A 24,046-nucleotide genomic window follows, 5' to 3' on the forward strand; every position below is an offset into this window, starting at 1 on the left:
GGGGAAGGCAGGCGCGGGCGGCCGGCTATTGCTTGCGCATGTAGGCGATCGTGAACTCCCTGACCTGCCGGAAGTACTGCTGGCGCCGGTCGAGCTCGAAGTGCTCGCGGCGTCGGACGGCCGACATGGCATTCATTCGGCATCTCCCGTAAGGGTGCGCAGGTAGGCGCGGCCCTTATCCGTCAGAACGTATCTCTGCGCTTTGCTGCGGGGCTTGTCCGGCAGGGTCATGGCGATCAGCCCACGATTCAGCAGTGGAACGACGTGCCGCGCGTAGTTCTGTGACAGGGGCCTAAGGCCAGCGGCTTCCAGGAGCGTGTTCCGGTGAACCGGCCCATTCGCTGCCGCGCGCATCATTGCCACATCATACCTACCGTCATATCTATCGTCATTGCTATGTGTGTAGGCATGTTCTGAGCTGATCTGGTCCTCAGTCTCCGGCTCGTGGGCACTGCGTACTTCGTGCGATCCGGCGTGTGCGGCGGCCGCATGCCGCGGGTCATGGCTGGGGATCTGGATGATGACCCGTACGCGGTCCTGGACCTCCTCAATAACGGGCTCGGGCAGACCGGCCTCGGCCACCTGCTCGAAGACGCGCTGGACACCGGTACCCCACTGTTCCATGATCCCGGCCTCGCGGAAGATACGCGCGAGGGCGGGGTTACGCAGGCGGGACACACGCCGCATAGAGTCGATGGTCATGCCCGGCAGCAGCAGGCCGGGGCTGTCAACCTGGATGCGGTCGTCGTAGAAGCCGATGCGGATGGGGGTTCCGCGTTCTGTGTAGGAGGCGTGGACGAGGGCGTTGACGATCACTTCGCGGATCGGCTCGATGGGGATCGAGTAGACATCCCGGCGCCGGACCTCGCCGAAGACCGCGGTCTTGTAGGCGTGCTTGAGTAGGAAGTCCACGGCGGGGTCGACGGCCAGCGCCATGGGGCCATGGATCTCGGTCTGGTCGAAGATGTCGGTGCCGTGCGGGCCGCGCAGGCGCCCGCACTGGACCCAGGCGGAGGGCAGGAAGCGCGTAGGGTCGGGGCAGGCGGCGAGGACGCCCGCATTGGTGGGGACGATCTGGTCACCCTGTTTGGCAGCGAGACCGAGTGCCAGGAGGTCGTCGACGGACGTGTCGCGTCCGCGCAGATCGGAAAGGACCTGCAGATCCAGGTCTTCCAGTGTGGCGCGCGGTTCGGGAAGGTCTTCGAAGGCGATACCGCTGGCGTTGCGTTCAAGCTCGGCCACCAGCGCCGGGTCCGCCTGCCGAGTGGTGGAGCCGAGGCGCACGTAGACGCCGGCCTCGGCGCCCTGGTGGGTGATGTAGTGAGGTCGGCGAGTACTGAGCGGCACGTCAACAACGAGCACCGTCTTGTCTGCCAGCGTCACCAGATCGATCGCGGGGACCAACTGAGGTGAGATCCGGTCATCAATGAGGCTGGCGATGCGCTCCTCCTCGGCGAGCGGGTCCTCGACGCCAACCACCGTGCCATCGTCCGCGACTCCGATGACCAGCCGCCCGCCCGCGGAGTTCGCGAAGGCAACAATCGTCCGCAGTGGCCCGTCGGGTGAAGACAGATCGCGCTTGAGCTCAAGCGTCTTTCCTTCATTAATGACGACTCGGCCTTCGGGTCCGAGAGTTAGAAGTTCGGTCATCGCTTACATCCTGCCCCTCACATACTCGTGCGCGCGGAGATCGCTACTCACCAAATCACCACTCGCTTCGCACCTCCCGACCGTGGGCATCACTGCCGCTGAGCGACGGAGCAACCCTAGCGGATCCGGGCCGAGCCGTTGGGTGCGCCACAACAACCGACCTCGGCACGTAAGATCAACCGACCTCGGCACGTAAGATCAACCGACCTCGGTGGTGGGGATGACACCGTTCAGCGCGAACGCGGCCTGTACCGTCCGGGTCCGGCCGGTAGCATGGGCTTCAAGATGACGAATTCGCCCATCACACCAGTAGCCGCGACCGCGGCGACCACCTCCGCCTCAGCTGGTACAACCAGCACACCCGCCAATGCGGCCGGTGCCGCCCCGGCCGACGTCACGCGCACCCTGACCCTGCCCGATGACCTCGCCCCCGTCGCCCTGCTCGGCGCCCGCGACGAGGTGCTGCGCGCCGTCGAACGCGGCTTCCCCGACGTGTCCGTGTACGTGCGCGGCACCACCGTCACCGTCACCGGCCCCGCCGCCCGCGTCGACGTCGTGATCGTCCTGCTGTCCGAACTGATCGACATCGCCCGCGCCGGTACTCCCCTGACCGCCGACGCCGTCGACCGCGCCATCGGCCTGCTGGACGCCTCCGCCCGCCCCGCCGAGGTCCTCACCGACGAGGTACTGACCACCCACGGCCGCTCCATCCGCCCCAAGTCACTCGGTCAGAAGGCCTATACCGACGCCATCGAGAACTCCACCATCACCTTCGGCATCGGCCCGGCCGGCACCGGCAAGACCTACCTGGCCATGGCCAAGGCCGTCGATGCCCTCGCCCGCAAGCAGGTCTCCCGCATCATCCTCACCCGCCCGGCCGTGGAGGCGGGGGAGAACCTCGGCTTCCTGCCCGGCACCCTCACCGACAAGATCGACCCCTATCTGCGGCCCCTGTACGACGCCCTGCATGACATGCTCGACGCCGAGGCCCTGCCGCAGCTGATCGCCGCCGGCACCATCGAGGTGGCCCCGCTGGCCTACATGCGCGGGCGCACCCTGAATGACGCCTTCATCATCCTGGACGAGGCCCAGAACACCAGCCCCGAGCAGATGAAGATGTTCCTCACCCGCCTCGGCTTCGGCTCCAAGATGGTGATCACCGGAGACATCTCCCAGATCGACCTGCCCGGTGGGCGCCCCTCCGGGCTGCGGGTGGTGCGCCGCATCCTCGACGGCCTGGAGGACATCAGCTTCTGCGAGCTGACCGCCGCCGACGTGGTGCGGCACCGGCTGGTCGGCCAGATCGTCGACGCCTACGCCCGCTATGACGCCGAGCGCGCCGAACCGGCCGGTCGCCCCGGCCGCGGCGGCGAGCCGGCCCCCCAACGTGGCGGCGCCCGCCGCCGAACCCCCTCCGAATTCCGAGACAGGAACCGCCCATGACCACCGAGGTCATCAACGAGACCACCACCCCCATCGACGCCACCGAGTTCACCGCCCTGGCCGACTACGTGCTGGCCGCCATGCACGTGAGCCCCATGGCAGAGCTGAACATCCTGTTCATCGAGCCCGAGCCCATGGCCGAGCTGCACGAGCGCTGGCTTGACCTGGAGGGCCCCACGGACGTGATGAGCTTCCCCATGGATGAGCTGCGCCCCGGCACCGCGGAGAATGAGACGCCGCCCGGCACCCTGGGCGACGTGGTGCTGTGCCCGCAGGTGGCCGCGAAGCAGGCGCTCGAGGCGGGCCACAGCGCCGTGGAGGAGATGCTGCTGCTGACCGTGCACGGCATCTTGCACCTACTCGGCTACGACCACGCCGAGCCGGAGGAGAAGGAGGAGATGTTCGCCCTCCAGCGCACCCTACTGCTGACCTTCCTGGCGGAGCGCGGCAAGTGACCGCCGCCCCCACCGCCCCGCTGCTGTTCGTGGCGGTGGTCGTGCTCGGCTTCGGGATGGTGCTCTCGGCGGGGGAGGGGGCGCTGAGCCGCATGACCCGGGCCGCCGCCGAGGACCTGGTCGAGGACGGCCGCCGCGGGGCCGGCCGCGTGGCCGCCCTGACCGCTAAGCGCGAGCAGGTGCTGGGAACCCTCGCCGTCCTGCGCGCCGGCGTCGACATGCTGGTGGCGGTCCTGGTCACCCTGGGCGTGGCCGGGCGCTTCGAGCAGTGGTGGCAGGCGCTCCTCGTCGCCGTGGCCGTCAGCCTGGTGCTGCTGGGTTTGCTCGTGGGCGTGTCCCCGCGCTCGGCCGGCCGCCGCAACCCCGCCGGCACGCTCCTGGCACTGGCCGGCATTCTGGAGCGGGTCGACGCTCTGGGGGCGCCCTGGCGCTGGTTCCAGTCCCGCTTCGGCCGCGCCTCCACCCGCACCGACGCCGAGGCTCGCGCCGAGGTGACCGAGGACCTGCGCGAGATGATCGACGAGATCGGCGACTCGGAGACCATCGAGGATGAGGACCGCGAGATGCTGCGTAGCGTGGTCGAGCTCGGCCAGACGCTCGTACGTGAGGTCATGGTCCCCCGTACCGACATGGTCACCATTGACGAGGACAAGCCCGCCTCCGCCGCCATGCGCCTGTTCGTCCGCTCCGGCTACTCGCGCGTGCCCGTGATCGGGGAGGACGCCGACGACGTGCGCGGCATCCTCTACCTCAAGGACGTGCTGCGGCGCCTGTCCGACCACCCCGAGCACGGGGAGCGGCCGGTGGTGTCCTTCGTGCGTGAGGCCGTGTACGTGCCCGAGACCAAGCTCGCCGACGACCTGCTGCGCGAGATGCAGCTGGGGCACTTCCACATCGCCCTGGCGGTGGACGAGTACGGCGGCATCGCCGGCCTGGTCACCATGGAGGATCTGCTGGAGGAGGTCGTGGGGGAACTCACCGACGAGCACGACCACGCCGAGCCCGTGGCCGAGGACCTCGGCGATGGCACCTTCCGCGTGCCCGTGCGCCTGGGCCTGGACGCCCTCGGCGAGCTCTTCGACCTGGAGATCGAGGACGACGACGTCGACACCGCCGGCGGCCTGCTCACCAAGGCCATCGGCCGGGTACCACTGCCCGGGGCCAGCGGCGACGTGCAGGGCATCCGCCTGGTGGCCGAGGAGGCCACCGGTAGACGCCGCCAGGTCGCCACCCTGCTAGCCTCCCGCATCGACGCCGTCGGGCCGCCCGCGCCGCCCGACGGCCCCGCGGCCGCTGCTTCCCCCAACGATCACGCCGACGACGGCGACAACCCCAACGACGACTGAGGACCTAGGACCCCCGATGACCAGTGCCACCGACGCCGACGGCTTCCCCATCTTGCCCGACGAACCGGACGCGGACGACCCCACCCGCGCATCCATAACCGTCCCCGACTACCCGGAGGACTTCCGCGCCGGCTTCGTCTGCCTGCTCGGCCGCCCCAACACCGGCAAGTCCACCCTGACCAACGCGCTGGTGGGCCAAAAGATCGCCATCACCTCAGGCCGCCCCGAAACCACCCGCCACAACGTGCGCGGCGTCGTCAGCCGGCCCGACTCCCAGCTGGTGCTGGTGGACACCCCCGGCTTCCACCGCCCCCGCACCCTGCTCGGCCAACGCCTGAACGACCTCGTTCGCGACACGCTCACGGGCGTGGACGTGATCGCCTTCTGCATACCCGCCGGCGACAAGATCGGCCCCGGCGACCGGCTCATCGCCCGGGAACTGGCCGACCTGGGCAAGCCCGTCGTCGCCGTCGTCACCAAAACCGACACCGTCTCCCGCGCCAAGCTGGCCGAGCAGCTGCTCGCCGTCGACCAGCTCGGACAGTGGGCGGACATCGTGCCCGTCTCCGCACTCAAGGGGGACCAGGTCGACGTCCTGGAGGAAGTCCTCACCTCCCACCTGCCGGCATCCCCGCCGCTGTACCCCACCGACTCCGTCACCGACGAGCCCCAGGCCGTCATGGTCGGCGAGCTCGTTCGCGAGGCCGCCCTGGAGCGGCTGCGTGACGAGCTGCCGCACTCCCTGGCCGTCGTCGTCGACGAGATCGTTGACCCCAAGACCCAGGACGCGGGCCGCGTCAAGGGCACCGGCAACCGGCTGCAGGTGCGCGTCAGTCTGCTGGTGGAGCGCGACTCCCAGAAGGCCATTGTGATCGGTCGGGGCGGCGCCAACCTCAAGGCCATCGGCTCCGAGGCCCGCCGCGGCATCCAGGAGCTGCTGGGCCGCAAGGTCTACCTCGACCTGCACGTGCGCACCGTCAAGGACTGGCAGTCCGATCCGAAGGCCCTCGCCAGGCTCGGATTCTGAAGGCCCACCCGCCCATGTCCCCGCTGTCCCAACCACCCGACGACCGATCCGGCGGGGGTGCGGCTCCGCGCCCCAAAACCGCGTCGCCGCGCCGGAGACGCACCCGGCCGGTCTCGCCGCGTCGGGCCCGCCCCAAAGCCCAGCCCGCACGCATCACCGCCGCCGAACTGCGCTCCGGCTGGGCATGGCTGCGTGAATTTCCCCGCCGCGCCTGGGCGCTGCTGTCCCGGCTGTGGCGCACCGAGCGGCGCCGCACTCTGATCGTGCTGGCGGCCGCCGTCGGTGTAGCGGTGCTCCTCGGGTGGCTCGGCACCGGCGGCCGGGAGATCTGGGAAATCATGCTGACCGTCGGTCTGGGCGCCCTCGTGCTCGCGGTCTCCACCGACCACCGCACCATCGGCGGCGTGGTGGTCGCCGTCCTCGGCCTCAGCCTGATCGGCACCTTCGCCGGTCCCCGCTGGAACCCCCAGCCGCTGACCGACTCGCTGGCCCCATCCACCACCGACACCAGCATCGGCGGGACCGTTGCCACCGCCGCCGTCGGCACCTACGAGGTGGAGACCACCACCATCACCATCACCCAGGCCGACGGCGAGGAGGTGCCCGCACTGCTACGCCGTCCCGTAGGCGTTGAGGAGGACACGCCCGGCGTCGTCTTCATGCACGGCGCGGGCACCCACTCCATCTGGGGTTTCACCGAACAGGCCGAGGCCCTCACCTCCACCGGCGTCACCACGCTCGTGCCCTCCAAACCCATGGAGAACTACTCCGCAACCGACCGGGACTACCTGTCCATGGCCGCCGACTACCAGCGCAGTCTCGACTACCTGGTCGCCCTGGACGGCGTGGACAGCGGCGGCGTCGGCATCTACGGAGAGTCCGAGGGCGCCATCCCCGGGGTGGTGCTGACTGCGGAGGACGACCGCGTCGCCTTCCTCATTCTGGCCAGCGCCCCCGTGGTGCGGCTGCGCGAGCAGGCCGCGCTGGCCGTGGACAGCTATATGCGCAACGTCGGCGTGCCGCAGGCCATGCTCGACCTGATTCCGCGCGTGCTCGGCAGCGCGGAGATCCCCGGCGGCGGCTTCGAGTACGCCGACTTCGACTCCGTGTCCTACCTGGAGACCATCACCGTTCCCATCCTCATGATGTACGGCACCGCCGACGCCTCCATGCCCCTGGTGCAGGGCCCCAGCACCGTGTGGGAGGCACTGCAGGCCGCCGACAACGACCAGCTCACCGTCCGCTACTACGACGGCGCCAACCACGGTCTCAAGCTCGGCATCACCACCGACGGTTCTCTCGCCCCGGGGGTCACCCGTGACCTGTCGCGCTGGGTCAATGGCCTGCCCGACACGGCCGCCGCCGTCCCGCACGTCGCCGGCGCCACCCCCACCCAGGCCTATTGGGCGCAGCGGCCCGCCTCCACCCGCTGGTACGCCTCCGGAGACCTCATGCTGGCCACATTCGTCATCGGCTTCGGACTGATGGTGGCGGCGGGGCTGGGCTGGCTGCTCGGACAGGGGCCGCGGCTGCGGGGCCGGCGCGGCCTGCACCTGCCGGACCCGATCGGCCGTTGGGCCGTGTCCCTGAGCGTGAGTGTCAGCGTCGCCTGGGCGCTGTACATCGTCTACATCCTCGGCGTGGCGTCCCTGGCCACCAGCTACCACACCAACTACCTGTTCTCCTACGGCGGCTGGGTGGTGGTCCAGCTGGTTGCGGTGGTAGCCGTGGTTATCCTGGTCAAACTGACCTACCGCGCCCGGCTCATGCGCGCCGCCGCCCACGCGGCCAACCAGGAGCGCGGTGAGAAGGGCCGCTGGCTCACCGTCCCCGCGGCGGCGGTGCTCTCGGCGGTCGTGATCGGTGCGGCCACGTTGCTGGTTGCGATCGCCTACTGGGGCCTGTTCCCCATGCTGGTGTGAGTCATCGGGAGGGTGAAGGCAGGCCGTGAGAGCCCTGAACTTGATCGCCGTCGCGTGTCGGCTGCACCGCCCGGGGCTGGTATTGACCCCGTCGGTGCGCTCGTTCGCGCTCGCGCTGGTGTTCGTGCTCGTCTGGACCGCCACCCGGAGCGCGGTAACCGTTACCGGCAGCCTCGCCCGGTCGCTGACCGTGGCGGGTCTCGGGGTGTTGGTCGCGGCGGCGAACGCCTCGGCGCTGCTGCGGGACCTCGATGTCGCCCTACGTGGGGCGCTGCGCTACTACGGATTCGGGTCGGCGGATTTCCTCATGCTGTACGCGTTCGCGTCCCTGCCGCTGACGGCGTTGGAAGCCGCGTGCGGAATGCTCGCACTGGAATTCCCGGGCTGGTCCGACGCGCGCCGCTTCGGGCTGCTGTTGGCGGCGTGGACGGCGGCGACGGCGCTGGTGACGGCGGCAGCGGAGCGGCTCCGGGGTGTCGATATCGTGGGGGAACTGCCCGTGCCGAGAGCCGGCGCAGGACGTGGCACCGACACGACAGACATGGAAAACGTGGGAGTGCGTCGTACTAGCGCGGTGCGCGGCGCTCCAATGGCATCGAACGCTCGGCTGCGGTGTCGCCTCCCGCTGGGAGCCCGGCTGCGGCGCCGTCTCCCGGCGCTGGGTTTCGCCTACCTCCGCTCCGCCTCACGGTGGCCGGTGCTTGCCGCAGCCGCCGAGGGCGTGCTGATCGCGTACGTGCTGGGGCGACTGGACCAACCTCTCTCCGCGGGGGTGTATGTGGCGGGCGCCTATCTGGCGGCGACCGTCATCTGTGTTCTGTCGGAGGTTGATGACACCGCTGCCGCCCGGTTCGCCAGGAGTCGCTACGGTGTTGCCGACGCGGAGCTGCGGCGAGTCAAGCTCGCGTTGACGCTGCCGCTGCTGCTTGCCGAATGCCTGATGACGATACTGTCCGGCGTCTGGGCCGGTGCTCGTATCGACGGTGCCGCCGTGGTGGCCTGCCTGGTCTATCTGCCCCTGCTGGCCGCTGTGCTGGCCGACGCGGCCACCGCCTACACCCGGCGGCATCGGATGCTGCCCGCCGCGGAGCTGGGCGGGGCACTGCTCGCACTGGTTCCGGGTCTGCCCCTCGCGGTGCTCCCGGCCGCCGCCCACCTACTTCGCAGGAGGACTCGTGCTCGAAGTCATTGACGCGCAGCGCCGTTACCGAGGAGGTCGCGGCACCGGGCCGGTTAGCCTGACGGTAAGCGCGGGGGAGGTGCTCGGCGTTGTCGGACCCAATGGTGCCGGCAAGACCACCCTCTTCGACGCGTTGTGCGGGGTGAGCGACCTCCAGGCCGGTACCGTCCGGCTGGACGGCCGCCACCTGGGCCGTCGCCTGCCCGCTGAACTGTGTGGCTTCCTGCCCGAGCAAAGCAGGCTGTTCCCACAGCTCACCGCCCGGCAGGCCTGCCGTTTCGAGGCCGCGATGCGCCGCCTGGAGGTGGACGAGGCCGCGCTGGGGGAGCACCTGACCCGTTTCGGCTGCGCCAGCTTCGGCGACACCGAGGTGCGCCACCTGTCGCAGGGGATGACCCGGCGCCTGGGGATCGCCTGCGCCTTCCTCGGCTCCCCACGAGTGGTGGTGCTGGACGAGCCGCTGAACGGACTCGATGTGGAGGGCGTGCTGCTGTTCAGACGCGCCCTGGCCGACTACCTGGACGGCGGCGGCATCGCCCTGATGTCCAGCCATATCCTCAGCGTGCTCGACGAGGTCTGCGAGCGGGTAGTCCTGCTCAAGGACGGGCTGGTGGCCGCCACCGTGGACGTGCGTGCCGGCGGCGCCGAGCGGGCCTACCTGGACGTCTTCGGCGTCGTCGGCGGGTCCGGCGGGTCATAGGGCCAAGTGAAACCGCCTATCGTGGCGTCCCGATCCGTAGGGCGGCGATGAACTCCTGGTAGAGACCGTCGCGCTCCAACAGTTCCGCGTGCGTGCCCTCATCGCGCACCCTTCCGTCCTCCAGGACGATGATGCGGTCGGCGTCGATGACGGTGGATAGGCGGTGGGCGATGGTGACCACGGTCCCCGCCTGCGCCAGTCGTAGGATCGCCCTTTGGATCGCGGCCTCGCTGATACCGTCCAACTGGGCGGTGGCCTCATCGAGGAGTACCAAGTCGGGGGAACGCAGCAGAGCGCGCGCAATGGCGAGCCGCTGCCTCTCCCCACCGGACAGGCTGGTGGCGGCCACCTGCGCGTCGATTCCCTCGGGCAACTGACGCACGCGGTCCGCCAGGCCGACTGCGTCGAGCGCCTGCCACACCTCCGTATCGTCGGCGTCCGGATGCCGGTAGTGAACGTTGTCCCGGATGGTGCCCGGAATGACCGGTGTCTCCTGCTCCACATAGGAGATCCGCGAGCGGACCTGATCGATGCTGAGACGGTTGTAGGGGACGCCGTCGAGCTCAAGGCTTCCGGAAGTCGGTTCAAGGAAGCGCAGGAGCAGGGAGAACACCGTCGTCTTGCCTGCACCGGAGGGCCCCACCAGGGCCACGTGGCCGGTGCGGGGGATCTCCAGGCTCACTCCGCTCAGGGCCGGCTGCTTCGCGTCGGCGTACTGGGCGACGACGTCTCGCAGTGCGATCCGGGGCGAGTCTTCCGCATTGGCGACGTCGTCGGCGCCGCCCGGAACCGCGTGCAAATCCTCGAGCTCAAGATGCTGGGTCTCACGAATGCGTCCGGCCGCCGCAATGCCGGACTGCAGCTGGGTGAAGGCCGTGGTCAGGTTTCCGATCGGAGTCACGAGGTTGAAGGCGTACAGCAGGAACGCGACGAGCGTGGAGACGGCCAGTGCCCCGGTACTCACCCGCCAGGCTCCGAAACCGAGGATGGCGATGATCCCCAACTGCAGTCCGCCGCCGGCGACTACCCCGGTCATGGCCGAGATCCACACCGAGCGGACCGCGAACTTGGCCGCGGTCTGCGCCCGGTCCTGCGAGGCGGCTACTTCCCGGTCCTCCGCGCGCGAGGCCTTGACGGTGCGCAGGGCGCGCATGCCCGACTCGAGCGAGCCGCCGAGCTCGCCCAGCGAGTCCTGGGCGCGCTTGTCCGCCTCGCCGATCATGGGCATCAGGACGATCAAGGGGACGGCGATGACCATGAGAGTGATGAGCGTGGCGATGAGCAGGGGCACGTCGAGGACCACCATGAGTGTGATGGTGCCGACCAGAGCCACCGCTCCGTCCACCAGCTGAGTGATGGAACTGGTGGTCGCCTCCCGCAGCAGCACCGTGTCGCTGGTGACGCGGGTGACCAGTTCGCCGGTACGGATGCGCTGTACCTGCTGCAGTTTGGCGCGGAAGAACCGGTTGATGAGGGAGCGGCGCGCATCCAACACGATGTTCTCCGCCAACTGCCCCAGCACCACGAACTGCGCGAAGCTTGCAATCGCCCCCACTACGAACAAACCCACCAGCAGCCCCACCGGCTGCAGCAGGTCGACGCCCGTTCCCAGGGTGTCCAGGACCCACTTGGTCACCATGGGGGTGGCCAGCGAGCTGGCAGTTCCCGCCAGTCCGAGCACGACCCCGATGGCCAGCACCTTCCGGTGCGGCTTGATGTACTCCCACAGGACGCGTATGCGCTCCCTGTTCTCCTCGCGCGTTGCCATGAGGTCAATGAAAGCTCAAGTCTCATGGGGCGCAGGTGAGGTTAGCCCAACAGCTGAATGCCTCATCGACCGGCTTCGGCGAGGGCGGGCGCCCGGAGCGCCTCGGCTCAGGTTAGGGGCGGGAACTCCTCCAGGGAGAACACCGATTCCACGGGCACGTCGAAGTAGCGGGCGATGCGCAGCGCCAGATACAGCGACGGGGCGTACTCGCCGCGCTCCAGATAGCCGACCGTCTGGTAGTGGACGCCGAGCGCCTCCGCCAACTCCCGTCGGCTGACCCTGCGGTCCGCGCGCAGCACGGCGATCCGGTTGTGAACGACCTCTCCGGACATCTCACAGCCCAGTCTGCGAGCGGATCGTTGACTGGGTGCGGTTCAGGCCGCCGATCGTCTCCTTGCGGAAGCTGCGGCGAATGACCGGCGGCACCAGCGCGAAGCCGACGACGACCCAGGCCAGCAGCACCCCGAAGCCCAACGCCGGGTGGAAGCTGCCACCGATCTCCCACGACGGGTCGCCCACGAGCGCCCAGCGGGTCAGGTGCCCGGACCAGTAGGTCGGCAGCACCATTTGAATGCCCTGTACCCAGCCCGGTAGTGCGGAGGTCGGGTAGCAGCAACCGGCCAAGAACAGCGCGAGGCAGATCACCATGTTCACCATGTAACTGTAAACGCCGCGGATGAACACGCTGAGGAAGAACCCGAGTGGCGCGCACGCCAGCGAGGCCAGCGCGGCAATAAGCAGGCAGAGCAGCGCCGTCCCGGTGGCGGGCATAGCGACATCAATCAAGAGGACAGTCCCCAGAAGGATCATCGCCTGCATGATGAAAACCAGCACCACGGTGGAAAGCGTCTTGCCGATCGCCCAGGTGAGCGGTCCGTGCGGGAGGATACGCACCCGCAGCAGTGCGCCACCGATGCGGTCGGTATAGGTCTCCGCGCCTATCTGCATCATGATGAGACTGGCGAAGCCGCCGACGCAGCTGGCCGCGAGCATGGTGCCGAAGGCGCTGGAAGACCCGAAACCTTGGAGCGGACCGTCGCTTATCCGGGAGACGACCAATATGGCGGCCACGGTAAGCACAATTGACGCCGCGCCGGCTCCCATGATGTTCGGGCGCAGGTCACCATAGGCCTGACGCGCCGCCGCGCGTAGTACGGACAGGGGTAGAGATCGAGTGGGGGTCATGGCCTGGGTTCCTTGGTGCTAGGGGTGGTTGCCGGATCGCTCCGGACGGCCAGGTGATCTGTGCTGCTTCGCTCGTCCTCCGCGGGCTGGGAGACCAGGGCGAGGTAGGCCTCTTCCAAGGTGGGGCGGGTGACCGTCAACCCGCTGATCGCGTCCAGGTCCAGCTTCTGTAGAAAGCGCTCGGGGTTGGAGGTGGCATGCACATGGCGTACGCCGTCCTGCATCCAGGTCACCTCCGCCTCGCTGCTGATCCGCTCGCGCAGCTCGGCCACGGTGCCGTCGGCGATAATCCGTCCCGCCGCCATGATGACCACGCGCGAGGCCAGGCGCTCGGCCTCGGAAAGGTCATGGGTGGTCATCAGCACGGTAGCGCGGTCGTCGACGCGCTCCATAATCAGATCGTGCAGGCGCGCCTTGGAGGCGGGGTCCAGACCCGTCGTCGGCTCATCAAGAATCAGCAGCTCCGGGCGCCCCAGCAGCGCCGCCGCGAAGTCAAGCGTGCGGCGCTGCCCTCCCGAGAGCCGGGACAGACGCGAGTTGGACTTGTCGGCCAGGCCCACGGCGTCGAGCACCTCGGCCATTGTGGCCACCCGCGCCGATGCGGTCAACTGCATGGAACGGATCCACTCCAGCTGATCCTTCACCCGCCACTTGGCGTGATCGGTCCAGTTCTGCTGCACCAGCCCGATCCGCGCCCAGAATGCGGCGCCTGCGCGGCGCGGATCGGTGTCGAATACGCGGACGCTGCCCGCGTGCGGGCGCAGTGAGCCGAGCAGGTTCTCCACCAACGTGGTCTTGCCGACGCCGTTGGGGCCGAGCAGGCAGACCACCTCGCCGGGCTGGACCGTGAGGCTGACGTCGTGCAGCACGGGGTTCTTGCCGTAGGCGAAGTCGACACCCCGGGCGGCGATTATGGGTGGGGCAGGGGGCATAACCGCTCCTTCCTGGTAGGTACGCTATCGATCGTAGCAGACCTACTACATAATGCGTGTATTGATGACGATTGCTGTGGCTGCAAGTCGCGAAATCCGTCCGTCGTCGCGCCGTCCACACTGTGACCTGGCGTGGCGGAGCGGCGGATTCGCGGTACGGTGTCCCCGTGCGCGCGACCTCCGTCCGGGAGCGGAACCTCCTGCTTAGTCGCCGCGGCGGGGCCTGACCAGGCCGGCACCCCGACCGCGGCTTACTTCGCGTAGCCAGCCACCCCGGCGCGCCGGGCACCGGTGCCGGGAACCAAGCACACCTGCTCAGGAGAACCAGACCCATGCGTACCGCCCGCCCCGCCCCACAGCAGCCCTCCGGCATGCCCTTCACCAAGTACCGGCCGTTCCTCGACACCGTCGACGCCTCCCTGCCGGACCGCACCTGGCCGAACAACCGCATCACCCACGCCCCCCGCTGGCTGAGCACCGATCTGCGCGACGGCAACCAGTCCCTCATCGAGCCCATGGGCCCCGCCGCCAAGCGCGCCATCTTCGACCTGCTGGTGCGCATGGGCTTCAAGGAGATCGAGGTCGGCTTCCCCGCCGCCTCCCAGACCGACTACGACTTCGTGCGCTCCCTGGTGGAGGACGACGCCATCCCCGAGGACGTCACCATCTCGGTGCTGACCCAGTCCCGCGAGGACCTGATCGACCGCACCCTGGACGCCTGTGTCGGCGCCCCGCGCGCCACCGTCCACCTGTACAACGCCCTGTCTCCACTGTTCCGCGAGGTCGTCTTCCGCATGGGCAAGGACGACATCCGCGAACTCGCCGTGGACGGCACCCGCCAGATCATGGCCCGGGCGGAGAAGGTGCTCACCGACGACACCATCTTCGGCTACGAGTACTCCCCGGAGATCTTCGTGGACACCGAGCGCGAGTACTCCCTGGAGGTCTGTGAGGCCGTCATGGGCGTGTGGCAGCCCGAGGACGACCGCGAAATCATCCTCAACCTGCCCGCCACCGTCGAACGCGCCACCCCCAACGTTTACGCCGACCAGATCGAGTGGATGAGTCGCAACCTCTCCCACCGCGACGCCGTGTGCCTGTCCATCCACAACCACAACGACCGCGGCTCCGGCATCGCCGCCGCCGAACTGGGCATGCTCGCCGGTGCGGACCGCGTGGAGGGCTGCCTGTTCGGCCACGGCGAGCGTACCGGCAACGTCGACCTGGTCACCCTGGCGCTGAACCTGTTCAGCCAGGGCATCGACCCCATGCTCGACCTGTCCGACATCGACGAGGTGCGGCGCGTCGTCGAGCACTCCACTCAGATGGACGTGCCCCCGCGTACCCCCTACGCCGGCGAGCTCGTCTACACCTCCTTCTCCGGCTCCCACCAGGACGCCATCAAGAAGGGCTTCGCGGCCCGCGCCGAGAAGGTCGCCGCCAAGACCGCCGAGGGCATGAGCCAGGCCGAGGCCGAGGTGGCCGTGCCCTGGTCCATGCCCTACCTGCCCATCGACCCGCACGACGTCGGCCGCTCCTACGAGGCCGTGGTGCGGGTGAACTCCCAGTCCGGCAAGGGCGGGGTGTCCTACCTGCTGCGCACCACCCACAACCTCGACCTGCCCCGTCGTCTGCAGATCGAGTTCTCCAACATCGTCCAGCACCACACCGACACCTTCGGCGGCGAGGTCGACGCCGACGAGCTGTGGTCGATCTTCGCCGACGAGTACCTGCCGGCCGCGGCCGCCCCCGGCGCCGACCTGCCCGCCTGGGGCCGCTACAGCCTCAAGGGGGCGACCCTTACGGCAGTCGGCGACGACGAGTCCATCCTCACCGTCACCATCTCCGACGGCGACGAGCGCAAGCTGCTCACGGCCTCCGGCTCCGGCCCGCTGGACGCATTCGTCACCGCCCTGGAGCAGACCGGCATCGAGGTGCGCATCCTCGACTACGCCGAGCACGCCCTGAGTGAGGGGCGTGACGCCCGCGCCGCCTGCTACGTCGAGTGCGAGGTCGGCGGCCAGGTGCTGTGGGGCGTCGGCATCGACCCCTCCATCACCACCGCCTCCTTCAAGGCCGTGATCTCCGCCGTCAACCGCGCCATGCGCTGACGGAGGCGCCGTTTGGGGGAGAGGCTCTACCGGGACGAGGCCATCGTCCTGCGCACCTACAAACTGGGCGAGGCCGACCGCATCATCGTCATGCTCACCCGCGCCCACGGGCAGGTGCGCGCCGTCGCCAAGGGGGTGCGCCGCACCACCTCCCGCTTCGGCGCGCGTCTGGAGCCCTTCTCCATGATCGACGTGCAGTTGCACGCCGGCCGCAGCCTGGACGTGGTCACCCAGGTGGAGACCATCGCCCCCTTCGGCCGCAGCATCGCCGCCGACTACGCGATGTTCACCTGCGCCGAGACCATGGCGGAGACCGCCGAGCGCCTCACGCAGGACGACGGCGACCTGGGCACCAGCGACTCCCCCCAGCAGTTCCTGCTGCTGTACGGCGCGCTGTCCGCGCTGGCGCGACGCCGTCACGCCCCCGGTCTGGTACTCGACTCCTATCTGCTGCGGGCCCTGGCCCTGGCCGGCTGGGCGCCCTCCTGCTACGACTGCGCCCGCTGCGGCGCCCCCGGCCCGCATACCGCCTTCCACGTGCAGGTCGGCGGCGCCGTCTGCTCCGGCTGCCGACCCGCCGGCGCCGTCGACGTCGAACCGGGCGCCATGGCGCTGCTCGGTGCCCTGCTCTCGGGAAACTGGGAGCTGGCCGACGCCTCGAGCCCGCGCGAGCGTGCCCAAGCGTCCGGGTGCGTGTCCGCCTACCTGACCTGGCACCTGGAACGGCGCCTGCGCTCCCTCTCCCTAGTAGAAAGGGCCTGACATGCCCGACGCCACAGGCTCAGCATCCGCCGACGGGACCGGCACGGATCCGCGCCCACTCGACGTCGTCCCCCTCCACCGCGGGGGGCTCACCCCGCCGGCGCTCGACCCGGCGGCCGTGCCCGCACACGTCGCCTGCGTCATGGACGGCAACGGCCGCTGGGCCAACGCGCGCGGCCTGCCCCGCACCGAGGGCCACCGGGTGGGGGAGTCGACCATGATGGACGTGATCGCCGGCGCCGTCGAACTGGGGGTCAAGGAGCTGAGCGTGTACGCCTTCTCCACCGAGAACTGGAAGCGCTCACCCGCGGAGGTGCGCTTCCTCATGGGCTTCACCCGCTCGGTGCTGCGCGCCCAGACCGACGACCTGCTGGCCTGGGGCGTGCGCGTGAACTGGGTGGGGCGCGAGCCGCGGCTGTGGAAATCGGTGCTCAAGGAGGTGCGCCGCTCCGAGCGCATCACCGCCGACAACGACACCATGGTGCTGAACATGTGCCTGAACTACGGCGGCCGGGCCGAAATCGCCGACGCCGCGCGCGCCATGGCCCAGGACGTGGAGGCCGGGCGGCTGCGGGCGGCGTCGATCAACGAGAAGACCGTGCAGCGCTACCTGTACTCGCCGCACATGCGGGATGTGGACCTGCTGATCCGCACCGGCGGGGAGCAGCGCACCAGCAACTTCCTGATGTGGTCCTCGGCCTACGCGGAACTGTACTTCTCCGACCTGCCCTGGCCCGAGTTCGACCGCACCGAACTGTGGCGCGCCTGCGAGGCCTACGCGCACCGGGAGCGGCGCTTCGGCGGCGCCGTTGACCGGGTGACGTCCCGGTCCTGAACCCGGCGACGCCACTTCAACCGACCTCGGCACGTAAGATCAACCGAACTCGGTAGGTAAGATCTACCGACCTCGCGAGCAGACGGGGCACAGGCCGAAGAACTCCACGGTGTGCTCCATGTCCGTATAGCCCTGCTCGGCGGAGACCCGGCGAATCCACTCCTCCAGCTCGCCGCCGGCCACCTCCACGGTGCGCCCGCACGAGCGGCACACGATGTGGTGGTGGTGCTCGGGCCGCTCGCACTCCCGGTACAGGACCTCGCCGTCGGCGCTGCGGATCTGGTCGACCTCGCCGGCCTCGGCCATGGCGGTCAGGTTGCGGTAGACGGTCGCCAACCCCACCTTCGTGCCCTCCGCCTGCAAGGCCGCGTGAATCTGCTGGGCGGAGCGGAACTCGTCGGTGCGCGCCAGCATGTCGGCCACCGCGGCCCGCTGCCAGGTGGCGCGGTGGCGTGGGGAACTGCCGTTACCGGCGGACGTGTTCATGCTCATGCGGGCACCTCCTGCTCGCTGCGGTTGCGTTGGGCAATGCTGCCGCGCATGTCACCGGCCTCCGGACGGCGCCCGCGCCTGGCGCGGACGGTGCGCACCAGACCGCTGACCAGGGCGACGACGGCGTAGGTGCACACCAGCAGCACCACGATCATGGCGCCCGGCGAGGCCGCCAGGAAGTAGGTGATGGTCAGCCCGATCACGCAGGCGGCCACGCCGATCGCCATGGCCAGGTGCATGGTGCGGCCGAAGGAGTAGGAGACCAGCTGGGCGATGGCCACCGGCACGATCATGACCGCCGACACCAGCAGTGCTCCGACCACGCGCATGGACACCGATACGGTCAGCGCCGCCACCACCGCGACCGTCACGTTCAACACCCCAGTGGGCAGCCCGATCGAGCGCGCGAACTCCTCATCGTGACAAAGCGCGAACAGCGGCCCGCGCAGGCCGATCCCCACGGCCAGCACGATGACGGCGAGCACCACCGTGAACCGAGTGTCCGAGGCCGACACGGTGGCGATCGAGCCGAACAGGTAGCTGGTCAGATTCGTCGTCGTGCCCCCGGCCAGCTTGATGAGGATCACGCCGCCGGCGATGCCGCCGTAGAACAGGATCGCCAGGGCCACGTCCCCGCGGGTGCGCCCCCGGGCGCGAATCACCTCGATCAGCACCGCCCCGAGCACGGAGGCGACGATCGCCCCGGGGATCGCCCAGGCGTCGTGCGGGGTGACGTTGGCGGCCGCCCCGGCGATCCAGCCCAGCGCCACGCCGGTCAGGGCGATGTGGCCGATGCCGTCGCCCAGCAGCGCCAGCCCCCGCTGCACCAGGTAGGTGCCCACCACCGGGGCCGACAGGCCGACCAGCACCGCGACGATATAGGCCCGCTGCATGAGCGGGCTGGCGAGCATGTCGCCCAGCGCTGCTGCGAGCGCGCTCATTTGACGCCTCCCGCCTGACGCACGGAGGTGGTCAGTACCGGGGCGTGGTGAATGGCCGGCTCGGTGCTGCCGTGGGCGTGCTCGTGCTCACAGTCATCCAGGCGGTCGTGCCCGAGCTCGTCGTGACGGGCGTGATCGTGGGCCAGTGCCTGCTTCGGCCCGTCGAATGCCACCCGCCCCTCGTCCAGGACCACAGTCCGCTCGACGACGTCGGCCAGTTCGCCCATCTCGTGCAGGACGGTCAACAGTGTCAGTCCCTGCGCGCGCAAACCGGCCAGAGTGGTGGCCAGTGCCTCCCGGGAGGCCCGGTCGATGCCCGCCAGCGGCTCATCCAACAGCAGCAGCTCGGGGGAGCGCACCAGGGCCCGCGCGATCAGCACGCGCTGGGACTGGCCCCCGGAGAAGATCTGCACGTGGTCCTGGGCCCGGTCCGCCAGGTCGACGGCGTCCAAGGCCTCCAGGGCCCGCTGTCGGGCGGTGCGACCACGGTCGGCGAAGGGATGCCCGGGGGAGAGCAGCCCGGAGCGGACCACCTCCAGTGCCGTGGCCGGCACACCCGAGGCCACCCCGACCCGCTGCGGTACGTATCCGACCCGTTCCCAGGGCACCGTGCGGCGGTCGGTGACGTCGTGGCCGAACAGGTGTACCGCTCCCGAGCGGATCGGCAGCAGGCCGAGAATCGTCTTGACCAGCGTGGACTTGCCCGAGCCATTGGCGCCCAACAGGGCGACGGATTCGCCGCCGCGCACGGTCAGGTCGACGGCGTCCAGGATCAGACTGGAGCCGAGGACCACGGAGACGTCGGCCACTTCGATCGGTGGGATGCTCGCCCGCGCAGGCGCTGAGGTTGGGGTCATGGGGTCCTTTTGAGGCAAGTCGAGTCAAGAATGTCGATGATGGGAATCGTACTCACTCGCAGGCCAGCGCGGTGCGCAACGCCTGCAGGTTCGCGGACATGGCGTCAGCGTAGTCCCCGGACTCGGGTGCGGACTCGAGCGGGTTGAGCACGGCGGTAGTGGCGCCGGTCTCCGCCGCCAGTGCCTCGGCGGTCTTGGGGGAGACCAGTTCTTCGGTGAAGATCGTCGTGGTCCCGGTCTCCTGCACGACCTGCTTGACGGTGGCGAGCTCGGCGGGGCTGGGCTCGGACTCCGGGTCGACGCCGGATACGGACGCCTGGGTCAGTCCGTACCGTTCGGCCAGGTAGCCGAAGGCCGCGTGGGAGGTGACGAAGGTGCTGCGCTCACACTGGGCGAGCCCGGTGGAGTAGTCGTTGTCCAGGCCGTCAAGGGTCTCGGTAAGAGCTGCGAGGTTGGCCTCGAAGTCGGCCGCGTGGTCCGGGTCGGCCTGCGCCAGGGCGGTCTCGATCGCCTGGGCGGCCGACCGCATTCTTACCGGGTCGAGCCAGAAGTGCGGGTCGGTGGTTGCCGCGTCCGCGCCGTCGTCGGCTTGCGTGGACTCGTGGGCGTCGTCGGCCTCGTCGTCGTGCTCCACGCCGTCGTGGGGGACCAGGTCGACCGCCTCGGACAGATCCACGACGGTGGGGCCGGCGACCTCTGCCAGGGCGTCGTCCAGTGAGGGCTGGAATCCGGGAACGTAGGCGACCAGGTCAGTGCTCGACAGGGCGGTGACATCCTTGGGGGCGAGCTCGTAGTCGTGGGGCTCCACGTTGGTGGGCGTGATGGAGGTGACGGTCACGTTGTCGCCGCCGATCGCCTCGGCCAGGTACTGGATCGGGTAGAAGGATGCCGCCACGGACAGCGTGTCCCCGGCCGCGTCGTCGTCGGTGGAATCGGCGGAACAGGCGGTCAGTGACAGGCCCGTGAGCCCGAGCGCGACCGTGGAGAGGGCGGCCAGGGTGCGGCGGGCGCGCGGGCGGCGGCGCGGGCGCAAAGAAACGTTCATGGGAACCATTCTCAGTTACTTGTGGGGCGGGCGTCAAATCCGACCCGTGACGCCCCTTAGACTGAGCCCGTTCGTCCGGGCGACCGCGTGCGGGGCGCGGACGGCAGCTGACGAGAGCACATAACAGGACCTACGGAGAAACACAGTGGCAGCAACTCCCTCGACGCTCGACCGCGTTATCAACCTCGCCAAGCGGCGTGGCTTCGTCTTCCCCTGCGGCGAGATCTACGGCGGCACTCGTTCGGCCTGGGACTACGGGCCGCTGGGCGTGGAGCTGAAGGAGAACATCAAGCGCCAGTGGTGGCAGTACATGGTGCGGTCCCGCGACGACGTCGTCGGCCTGGACTCCTCGGTCATCCTGCCGCGCGAGGTGTGGGTCGCCTCCGGCCACGTGGCCGCCTTCACCGACCCGTTGATCGAGTGCACCTCCTGCCACAAGCGGCTGCGCGAGGACGAGCTGCAGGAGGCCTACGCGGCCAAACACGGCATTGACAATCCCGACACCGTCACCCTGGACCAGCTCGTGTGCCCCAACTGCGGCACCCGCGGCGCCTTCACCGAGCCGAAGGCCTTCTCCGGCCTGCTCAAGACCTACCTCGGCCCGGTCGATGACGAGGCCGGCCTGCACTACCTGCGCCCCGAGACCGCCCAGGGCATCTTCATCAACTTCACCAACGTGATGACCGCCGCCCGCAAGAAGCCGCCCTTCGGCATCGGGCAGGTCGGCAAGTCCTTCCGCAACGAGATCACGCCCGGCAACTTCATCTTCCGCACCCGCGAGTTCGAGCAGATGGAGCTGGAGTTCTTCGTCGAGCCCGGCACGGACGAGGAGTGGCACCAGTACTGGATCGACTACCGCAAGGCCTGGTACACGGACCTGGGCATCAGCGAGGACAACCTGCGCCTGTACGAGCACCCCAAGGAGAAGCTCTCCCACTACTCCAAGCGCACCGTCGACCTGGAGTACCGCTTCGGCTTCGCCGGCGGGGAGTGGGGCGAGCTGGAGGGCATCGCCAACCGCACCGACTTCGACCTGTCCACCCACGCCGATCACTCAGGCAAGGACCTGTCCTACTTCGACCAGGGGAAGAACGAGCGCTGGACCCCCTACGTGATCGAGCCGTCGGCGGGCCTGACCCGCTCGCTGATGGCCTTCCTGGTGGAGGCCTACACCGAGGACGAGGCGCCCAACACCAAGGGCGGCGTCGACAAGCGCGTGCTGCTGCGCCTGGACCCGCGCCTGGCCCCGGTCAAGGCCGCCGTGCTGCCGCTGAGCCGCAAGGAGGAACTGACCGGCCCGGCCCGCGAGCTCGCCGCCCGGCTGCGCCGCAACTGGAACGTCGAGTACGACGAGGCCGGCGCCGTCGGGCGCCGCTACCGCCGCCAGGACGAGGTCGGCACCCCCTTCTGCATCACCTACGACTTCGAGTCGCCCGAGGACGGTGCGGTGACGGTGCGCGAGCGCGACACCATGGCCCAGGAGCGCATCCCGCTCGAGGGCGTGGAGCGCTACCTCGCCGAGCGCCTGGTCGGCTGCTGAACAGTCCGCTGTTGGCCAACTAGATGCTGGCTGCCCGGCCGGCGCCTGATTGGCGTCTGGCCGGGCAGCGCGGCCGTTCCACGACCTTTGTGACATTGCACGACCCTGGTGTGTGTTCCACGACCCCCGGGTGGTCGTGCAACAGGCACCGAGGTCGTGCAACGCAGCCGGGGGTCGTGCTGTGCATGAGATGTGCCCGGCGTCGGCTCGGTTCGGGGAGGACGCGTGGGGCGACTGCGTTTAGCGTCGGCGCATTCCCAGCAGGGAGCCTTCGTGCAGCCCCGCTTCCAGCCTCGTACCCGGCCGCAGCAGATCACGGTTGGGTCTGAGCGAGGCGACAACCCCGGGCGGAAAGGCCGCGAGGATCTTGTCCGCCAGCGCGCGCAGATCGCGGAACTCTCCGTAAGTCACGCGTATGAATCGCCAGCCCATGGCCTGGATGGCGTCCTGGCGCAGTTTCTCCTGCCAGGCATCCTCCCGGGTGTTGTACTTCATCCGGCCGTCAACCTCGATGACGATCCCGTGCTCGGGCCAGCACAGGTCGAGCCACCACATGTTCGCGCGGTCGCTCACCCGGTACTGGACTTGTGGCGGCGCAAGTCCGAGTACGAGAGTCAGCCAGCGCATGACGCTTTCGCCAGGAGAGTCGGCCAGCGGCGTCGCCGCCCCCAGTACTGCCCGTGCTTGTGCGACTCCGTGTCTGCGTGCGGACTGCTGAAGCCATTCTTGCCAAATGTCGCGGGCGCGTGCTTCGGCCTGCGCATCCAGGCTGCGGTTGTCGTGCTGCGTGCGACAGTACAGGCGCAGGGCCGCGTCGGCAATCGCCAGGGCATTGTGCGCGGGCTCGTCGAACGCACAGTCGAAGGCGGTACGTAACACGGTGGTGACCGGCACCCCGCCGACCACGGTGATGTCTTTCTCCGGGAGGTCCAAGTGTCGGCGCCAAAGCATGATCTGTCGGCAGTAGAAGTCCTCGTTTGCGCTCGACCGCGGCGGTCCCGTGGGAGGCACGCTGATCAAGGGCAGCGGCGTGCCAACTCGCTTGGGCGTGCTGGGAACCGCCAGGTATACGTCCGGTTCCTGGGTCATCATTGGCAGGCCAAGTACAAGTGCGGCGGACGCGTGGGTGAGGCAGCGTGCGGAGCGGTGCGTTGTTTGCGCGGTTATGGCGCGTGCCAAGGCCAAGGTATAGCGGTGCTGCCAGCGCTTCGCCTCGGGGGCTGGAACCCAGTGAATGCCGGGAGCAAGCCGCAGCGCGGAGCGGGGGACCGCGACGCCGGCGCGGTCATGCCGACCGGTGTGAATCAGCACGGGAAACAGATCACGGTCGCGAGCTTGGTCAGGCGAGGCGGGCATGCCTCCAGCATTCGCCGAAGTCGGGTGCGATGACCACTACTCGCATCGTCGACTGTGGACAAGCGGTTGTCTGGGGTGCCGCTAATGGCACCTGTGGGTTTTGGTGCCTTGGTTGGCCAGCCTCCGCGGGAGTATTTCGGTGGTCCACCCTGTCCATACTCCTCGACCGCTGGTTGGTCTCGTTTTGCGGTGCCGCGGGCCTCTCACTGCACGACCTCGGTGACATTGCACGACCTCGGTGCCTGTTGCACGACCACCCGGGGGTCGTGCAACGCACCCGAAGGTCGTGCAACGCACCCGAAGGTCGTGCAACGCGGCCCGGGGTCGTGCAACGTGCCGGGGTGTATTTGGCCGGGGGATGAGCGGCTGGTCGGCGCACGCCTGCCGGCTCGTGCCGCCCGAGGCACCTCAAGCCGGCTCAAGCCGGGGCCGGCCGCCTCAGGGCGACGTGCCTGCGCGGTGCCTGCGGTTTCACACCGCCGGCGGGCATGATGGCGGC

Annotated in this window: 21 protein-coding genes; 11 read left to right on the forward strand and 10 right to left on the reverse strand. The window is 69.2% G+C overall.

Features of this window, described 5'->3' with window-relative positions:
* Nucleotides 1-132 precede the first annotated feature (132 nt).
* Nucleotides 133-1,650 (reverse strand): helix-turn-helix domain-containing protein, encoded by a 1,518-nt coding sequence (locus DRB06_RS05690; RefSeq protein ID WP_108967456.1) that lies wholly within the window; start codon nucleotides 1,648-1,650, stop codon nucleotides 133-135.
* A 285-nt stretch (nucleotides 1,651-1,935) separates the two neighbouring features.
* Here DRB06_RS05690 and DRB06_RS05695 point away from each other — a divergent pair, with 285 nt between their 5' ends.
* Genes DRB06_RS05695 through DRB06_RS05720 form a run of 7 tightly spaced genes read left to right on the forward strand, consistent with a single transcriptional unit; the run spans nucleotide 1,936 to nucleotide 9,723 of the window.
* Nucleotides 1,936-3,093 (forward strand): PhoH family protein, encoded by a 1,158-nt coding sequence (locus DRB06_RS05695; RefSeq protein WP_108969741.1) that lies wholly within the window; start codon nucleotides 1,936-1,938, stop codon nucleotides 3,091-3,093.
* Nucleotides 3,090-3,548 (forward strand): rRNA maturation RNase YbeY, encoded by a 459-nt coding sequence (ybeY, locus tag DRB06_RS05700; protein WP_073331540.1) that lies wholly within the window; start codon nucleotides 3,090-3,092, stop codon nucleotides 3,546-3,548. Before DRB06_RS05695 ends, ybeY begins: the two co-directional genes overlap by 4 nt.
* Nucleotides 3,545-4,894: a hemolysin family protein gene (locus tag DRB06_RS05705; RefSeq protein WP_108967454.1), complete on the forward strand. Its 1,350-nt coding sequence runs from the start codon at nucleotides 3,545-3,547 to the stop codon at nucleotides 4,892-4,894. Before ybeY ends, DRB06_RS05705 begins: the two co-directional genes overlap by 4 nt.
* Before the next feature lie 16 nt (nucleotides 4,895-4,910).
* Nucleotides 4,911-5,921, forward strand: coding sequence for a GTPase Era (gene era, locus DRB06_RS05710; RefSeq protein WP_108967452.1), 1,011 nt, complete (start codon nucleotides 4,911-4,913; stop codon nucleotides 5,919-5,921).
* 14 nt (nucleotides 5,922-5,935) lie between these two features.
* Nucleotides 5,936-7,843 carry a S9 family peptidase gene (locus tag DRB06_RS05715; RefSeq protein ID WP_258522153.1) on the forward strand — a complete coding sequence of 636 codons (1,908 nt, stop codon included), beginning with the start codon at nucleotides 5,936-5,938 and terminating at the stop codon, nucleotides 7,841-7,843.
* Nucleotides 7,844-7,868: 25 nt separating this feature from the next.
* Complete coding sequence (locus DRB06_RS16045) at nucleotides 7,869-9,035, forward strand: hypothetical protein (protein WP_159097667.1); 1,167 nt, start codon at nucleotides 7,869-7,871, stop codon at nucleotides 9,033-9,035.
* Nucleotides 9,019-9,723, forward strand: coding sequence for an ABC transporter ATP-binding protein (locus DRB06_RS05720; protein ID WP_181575200.1), 705 nt, complete (start codon nucleotides 9,019-9,021; stop codon nucleotides 9,721-9,723). The genes DRB06_RS16045 and DRB06_RS05720 overlap by 17 nt, the downstream gene beginning before the upstream one ends.
* Nucleotides 9,724-9,739: 16 nt before the next feature.
* Here DRB06_RS05720 and DRB06_RS05725 read toward each other — a convergent pair whose 3' ends face one another.
* The 4 genes from DRB06_RS05725 to DRB06_RS05740 form a co-directional block, all read right to left on the reverse strand.
* Entirely contained in the window at nucleotides 9,740-11,491 is a 1,752-nt protein-coding gene (locus tag DRB06_RS05725) for an ABC transporter ATP-binding protein (protein ID WP_108967446.1), read from the reverse strand.
* Nucleotides 11,492-11,598: 107 nt separating this feature from the next.
* Nucleotides 11,599-11,823: a helix-turn-helix transcriptional regulator gene (locus DRB06_RS05730; RefSeq protein ID WP_073331552.1), complete on the reverse strand. Its 225-nt coding sequence runs from the start codon at nucleotides 11,821-11,823 to the stop codon at nucleotides 11,599-11,601.
* A gap of 1 nt (nucleotide 11,824) precedes the next feature.
* Nucleotides 11,825-12,676 carry an ABC transporter permease gene (locus DRB06_RS05735; protein ID WP_073331555.1) on the reverse strand — a complete coding sequence of 284 codons (852 nt, stop codon included), beginning with the start codon at nucleotides 12,674-12,676 and terminating at the stop codon, nucleotides 11,825-11,827.
* On the reverse strand, nucleotides 12,673-13,608 hold the full coding sequence (locus DRB06_RS05740) for an ABC transporter ATP-binding protein (RefSeq protein WP_111819357.1): 936 nt from the start codon (nucleotides 13,606-13,608) through the stop codon (nucleotides 12,673-12,675). The genes DRB06_RS05735 and DRB06_RS05740 overlap by 4 nt, the downstream gene beginning before the upstream one ends.
* A 332-nt stretch (nucleotides 13,609-13,940) precedes the next feature.
* On the opposite strand from DRB06_RS05740, the gene leuA reads away from it, so the two are divergent.
* Genes leuA through uppS form a run of 3 tightly spaced genes read left to right on the forward strand, consistent with a single transcriptional unit; the run spans nucleotide 13,941 to nucleotide 17,316 of the window.
* A complete protein-coding gene (gene leuA, locus DRB06_RS05745) occupies nucleotides 13,941-15,719 on the forward strand; it encodes a 2-isopropylmalate synthase (protein ID WP_111819358.1) in 1,779 nt (592 codons plus the stop codon).
* 12 nt (nucleotides 15,720-15,731) lie between these two features.
* Nucleotides 15,732-16,481, forward strand: a complete 750-nt coding sequence (recO, locus tag DRB06_RS05750; RefSeq protein WP_111819359.1) for a DNA repair protein RecO — start codon at nucleotides 15,732-15,734, stop codon at nucleotides 16,479-16,481.
* A gap of 1 nt (nucleotide 16,482) precedes the next feature.
* The gene (uppS, locus tag DRB06_RS05755; RefSeq protein ID WP_108967437.1) at nucleotides 16,483-17,316 is read left to right on the forward strand and encodes a polyprenyl diphosphate synthase; all 834 of its coding nucleotides are present in this window, start codon (nucleotides 16,483-16,485) and stop codon (nucleotides 17,314-17,316) included.
* Nucleotides 17,317-17,379: 63 nt separating this feature from the next.
* On the opposite strand, the gene DRB06_RS05760 is transcribed toward uppS, so the two are convergent.
* Genes DRB06_RS05760 through DRB06_RS05775 form a run of 4 tightly spaced genes read right to left on the reverse strand, consistent with a single transcriptional unit; the run spans nucleotide 17,380 to nucleotide 20,660 of the window.
* Nucleotides 17,380-17,808, reverse strand: coding sequence for a Fur family transcriptional regulator (locus DRB06_RS05760; RefSeq protein WP_108967434.1), 429 nt, complete (start codon nucleotides 17,806-17,808; stop codon nucleotides 17,380-17,382).
* Nucleotides 17,805-18,749, reverse strand: a complete 945-nt coding sequence (locus tag DRB06_RS05765; RefSeq protein WP_108967432.1) for a metal ABC transporter permease — start codon at nucleotides 18,747-18,749, stop codon at nucleotides 17,805-17,807. Before DRB06_RS05765 ends, DRB06_RS05760 begins: the two co-directional genes overlap by 4 nt.
* Nucleotides 18,746-19,606, reverse strand: coding sequence for a metal ABC transporter ATP-binding protein (locus DRB06_RS05770; RefSeq protein ID WP_073331567.1), 861 nt, complete (start codon nucleotides 19,604-19,606; stop codon nucleotides 18,746-18,748). The genes DRB06_RS05765 and DRB06_RS05770 overlap by 4 nt, the downstream gene beginning before the upstream one ends.
* A gap of 52 nt (nucleotides 19,607-19,658) precedes the next feature.
* On the reverse strand, nucleotides 19,659-20,660 hold the full coding sequence (locus DRB06_RS05775; protein WP_395994427.1) for a metal ABC transporter substrate-binding protein: 1,002 nt from the start codon (nucleotides 20,658-20,660) through the stop codon (nucleotides 19,659-19,661).
* Between the two features lie 136 nt (nucleotides 20,661-20,796).
* Here DRB06_RS05775 and DRB06_RS05780 point away from each other — a divergent pair, with 136 nt between their 5' ends.
* Nucleotides 20,797-22,191, forward strand: a complete 1,395-nt coding sequence (locus DRB06_RS05780; RefSeq protein ID WP_108967428.1) for a glycine--tRNA ligase — start codon at nucleotides 20,797-20,799, stop codon at nucleotides 22,189-22,191.
* Nucleotides 22,192-22,431: 240 nt separating this feature from the next.
* Here DRB06_RS05780 and DRB06_RS05785 read toward each other — a convergent pair whose 3' ends face one another.
* Complete coding sequence (locus DRB06_RS05785; RefSeq protein ID WP_111819361.1) at nucleotides 22,432-23,547, reverse strand: RAP domain-containing protein; 1,116 nt, start codon at nucleotides 23,545-23,547, stop codon at nucleotides 22,432-22,434.
* Nucleotides 23,548-24,046 lie beyond the last annotated feature (499 nt).

Source organism: Actinomyces sp. Z5 (assembly GCF_003287795.1).
GTDB classification, from domain to species: Bacteria; Actinomycetota; Actinomycetes; order Actinomycetales; family Actinomycetaceae; genus Actinomyces; species Actinomyces glycerinitolerans.

What these genes read in the sequence shown, in the direction of transcription:
- DRB06_RS05690 (WP_108967456.1), bottom strand. Translation starts at nt 1,650, where the DNA reads ATGACCGAACTTCTAACTCTCGGACCCGAAGGCCGAGTCGTCATTAAT.
- DRB06_RS05695 (WP_108969741.1), top strand. Translation starts at nt 1,936, where the DNA reads ATGACGAATTCGCCCATCACACCAGTAGCCGCGACCGCGGCGACCACC.
- ybeY (WP_073331540.1), top strand. Translation starts at nt 3,090, where the DNA reads ATGACCACCGAGGTCATCAACGAGACCACCACCCCCATCGACGCCACC.
- era (WP_108967452.1), top strand. Translation starts at nt 4,911, where the DNA reads ATGACCAGTGCCACCGACGCCGACGGCTTCCCCATCTTGCCCGACGAA.
- DRB06_RS05715 (WP_258522153.1), top strand. Translation starts at nt 5,936, where the DNA reads ATGTCCCCGCTGTCCCAACCACCCGACGACCGATCCGGCGGGGGTGCG.
- DRB06_RS05725 (WP_108967446.1), bottom strand. Translation starts at nt 11,491, where the DNA reads ATGGCAACGCGCGAGGAGAACAGGGAGCGCATACGCGTCCTGTGGGAG.
- DRB06_RS05730 (WP_073331552.1), bottom strand. Translation starts at nt 11,823, where the DNA reads ATGTCCGGAGAGGTCGTTCACAACCGGATCGCCGTGCTGCGCGCGGAC.
- DRB06_RS05735 (WP_073331555.1), bottom strand. Translation starts at nt 12,676, where the DNA reads ATGACCCCCACTCGATCTCTACCCCTGTCCGTACTACGCGCGGCGGCG.
- DRB06_RS05740 (WP_111819357.1), bottom strand. Translation starts at nt 13,608, where the DNA reads ATGCCCCCTGCCCCACCCATAATCGCCGCCCGGGGTGTCGACTTCGCC.
- leuA (WP_111819358.1), top strand. Translation starts at nt 13,941, where the DNA reads ATGCGTACCGCCCGCCCCGCCCCACAGCAGCCCTCCGGCATGCCCTTC.
- uppS (WP_108967437.1), top strand. Translation starts at nt 16,483, where the DNA reads ATGCCCGACGCCACAGGCTCAGCATCCGCCGACGGGACCGGCACGGAT.
- DRB06_RS05760 (WP_108967434.1), bottom strand. Translation starts at nt 17,808, where the DNA reads ATGAGCATGAACACGTCCGCCGGTAACGGCAGTTCCCCACGCCACCGC.
- DRB06_RS05765 (WP_108967432.1), bottom strand. Translation starts at nt 18,749, where the DNA reads ATGAGCGCGCTCGCAGCAGCGCTGGGCGACATGCTCGCCAGCCCGCTC.
- DRB06_RS05770 (WP_073331567.1), bottom strand. Translation starts at nt 19,606, where the DNA reads ATGACCCCAACCTCAGCGCCTGCGCGGGCGAGCATCCCACCGATCGAA.
- DRB06_RS05775 (WP_395994427.1), bottom strand. Translation starts at nt 20,660, where the DNA reads ATGGTTCCCATGAACGTTTCTTTGCGCCCGCGCCGCCGCCCGCGCGCC.
- DRB06_RS05785 (WP_111819361.1), bottom strand. Translation starts at nt 23,547, where the DNA reads ATGCCCGCCTCGCCTGACCAAGCTCGCGACCGTGATCTGTTTCCCGTG.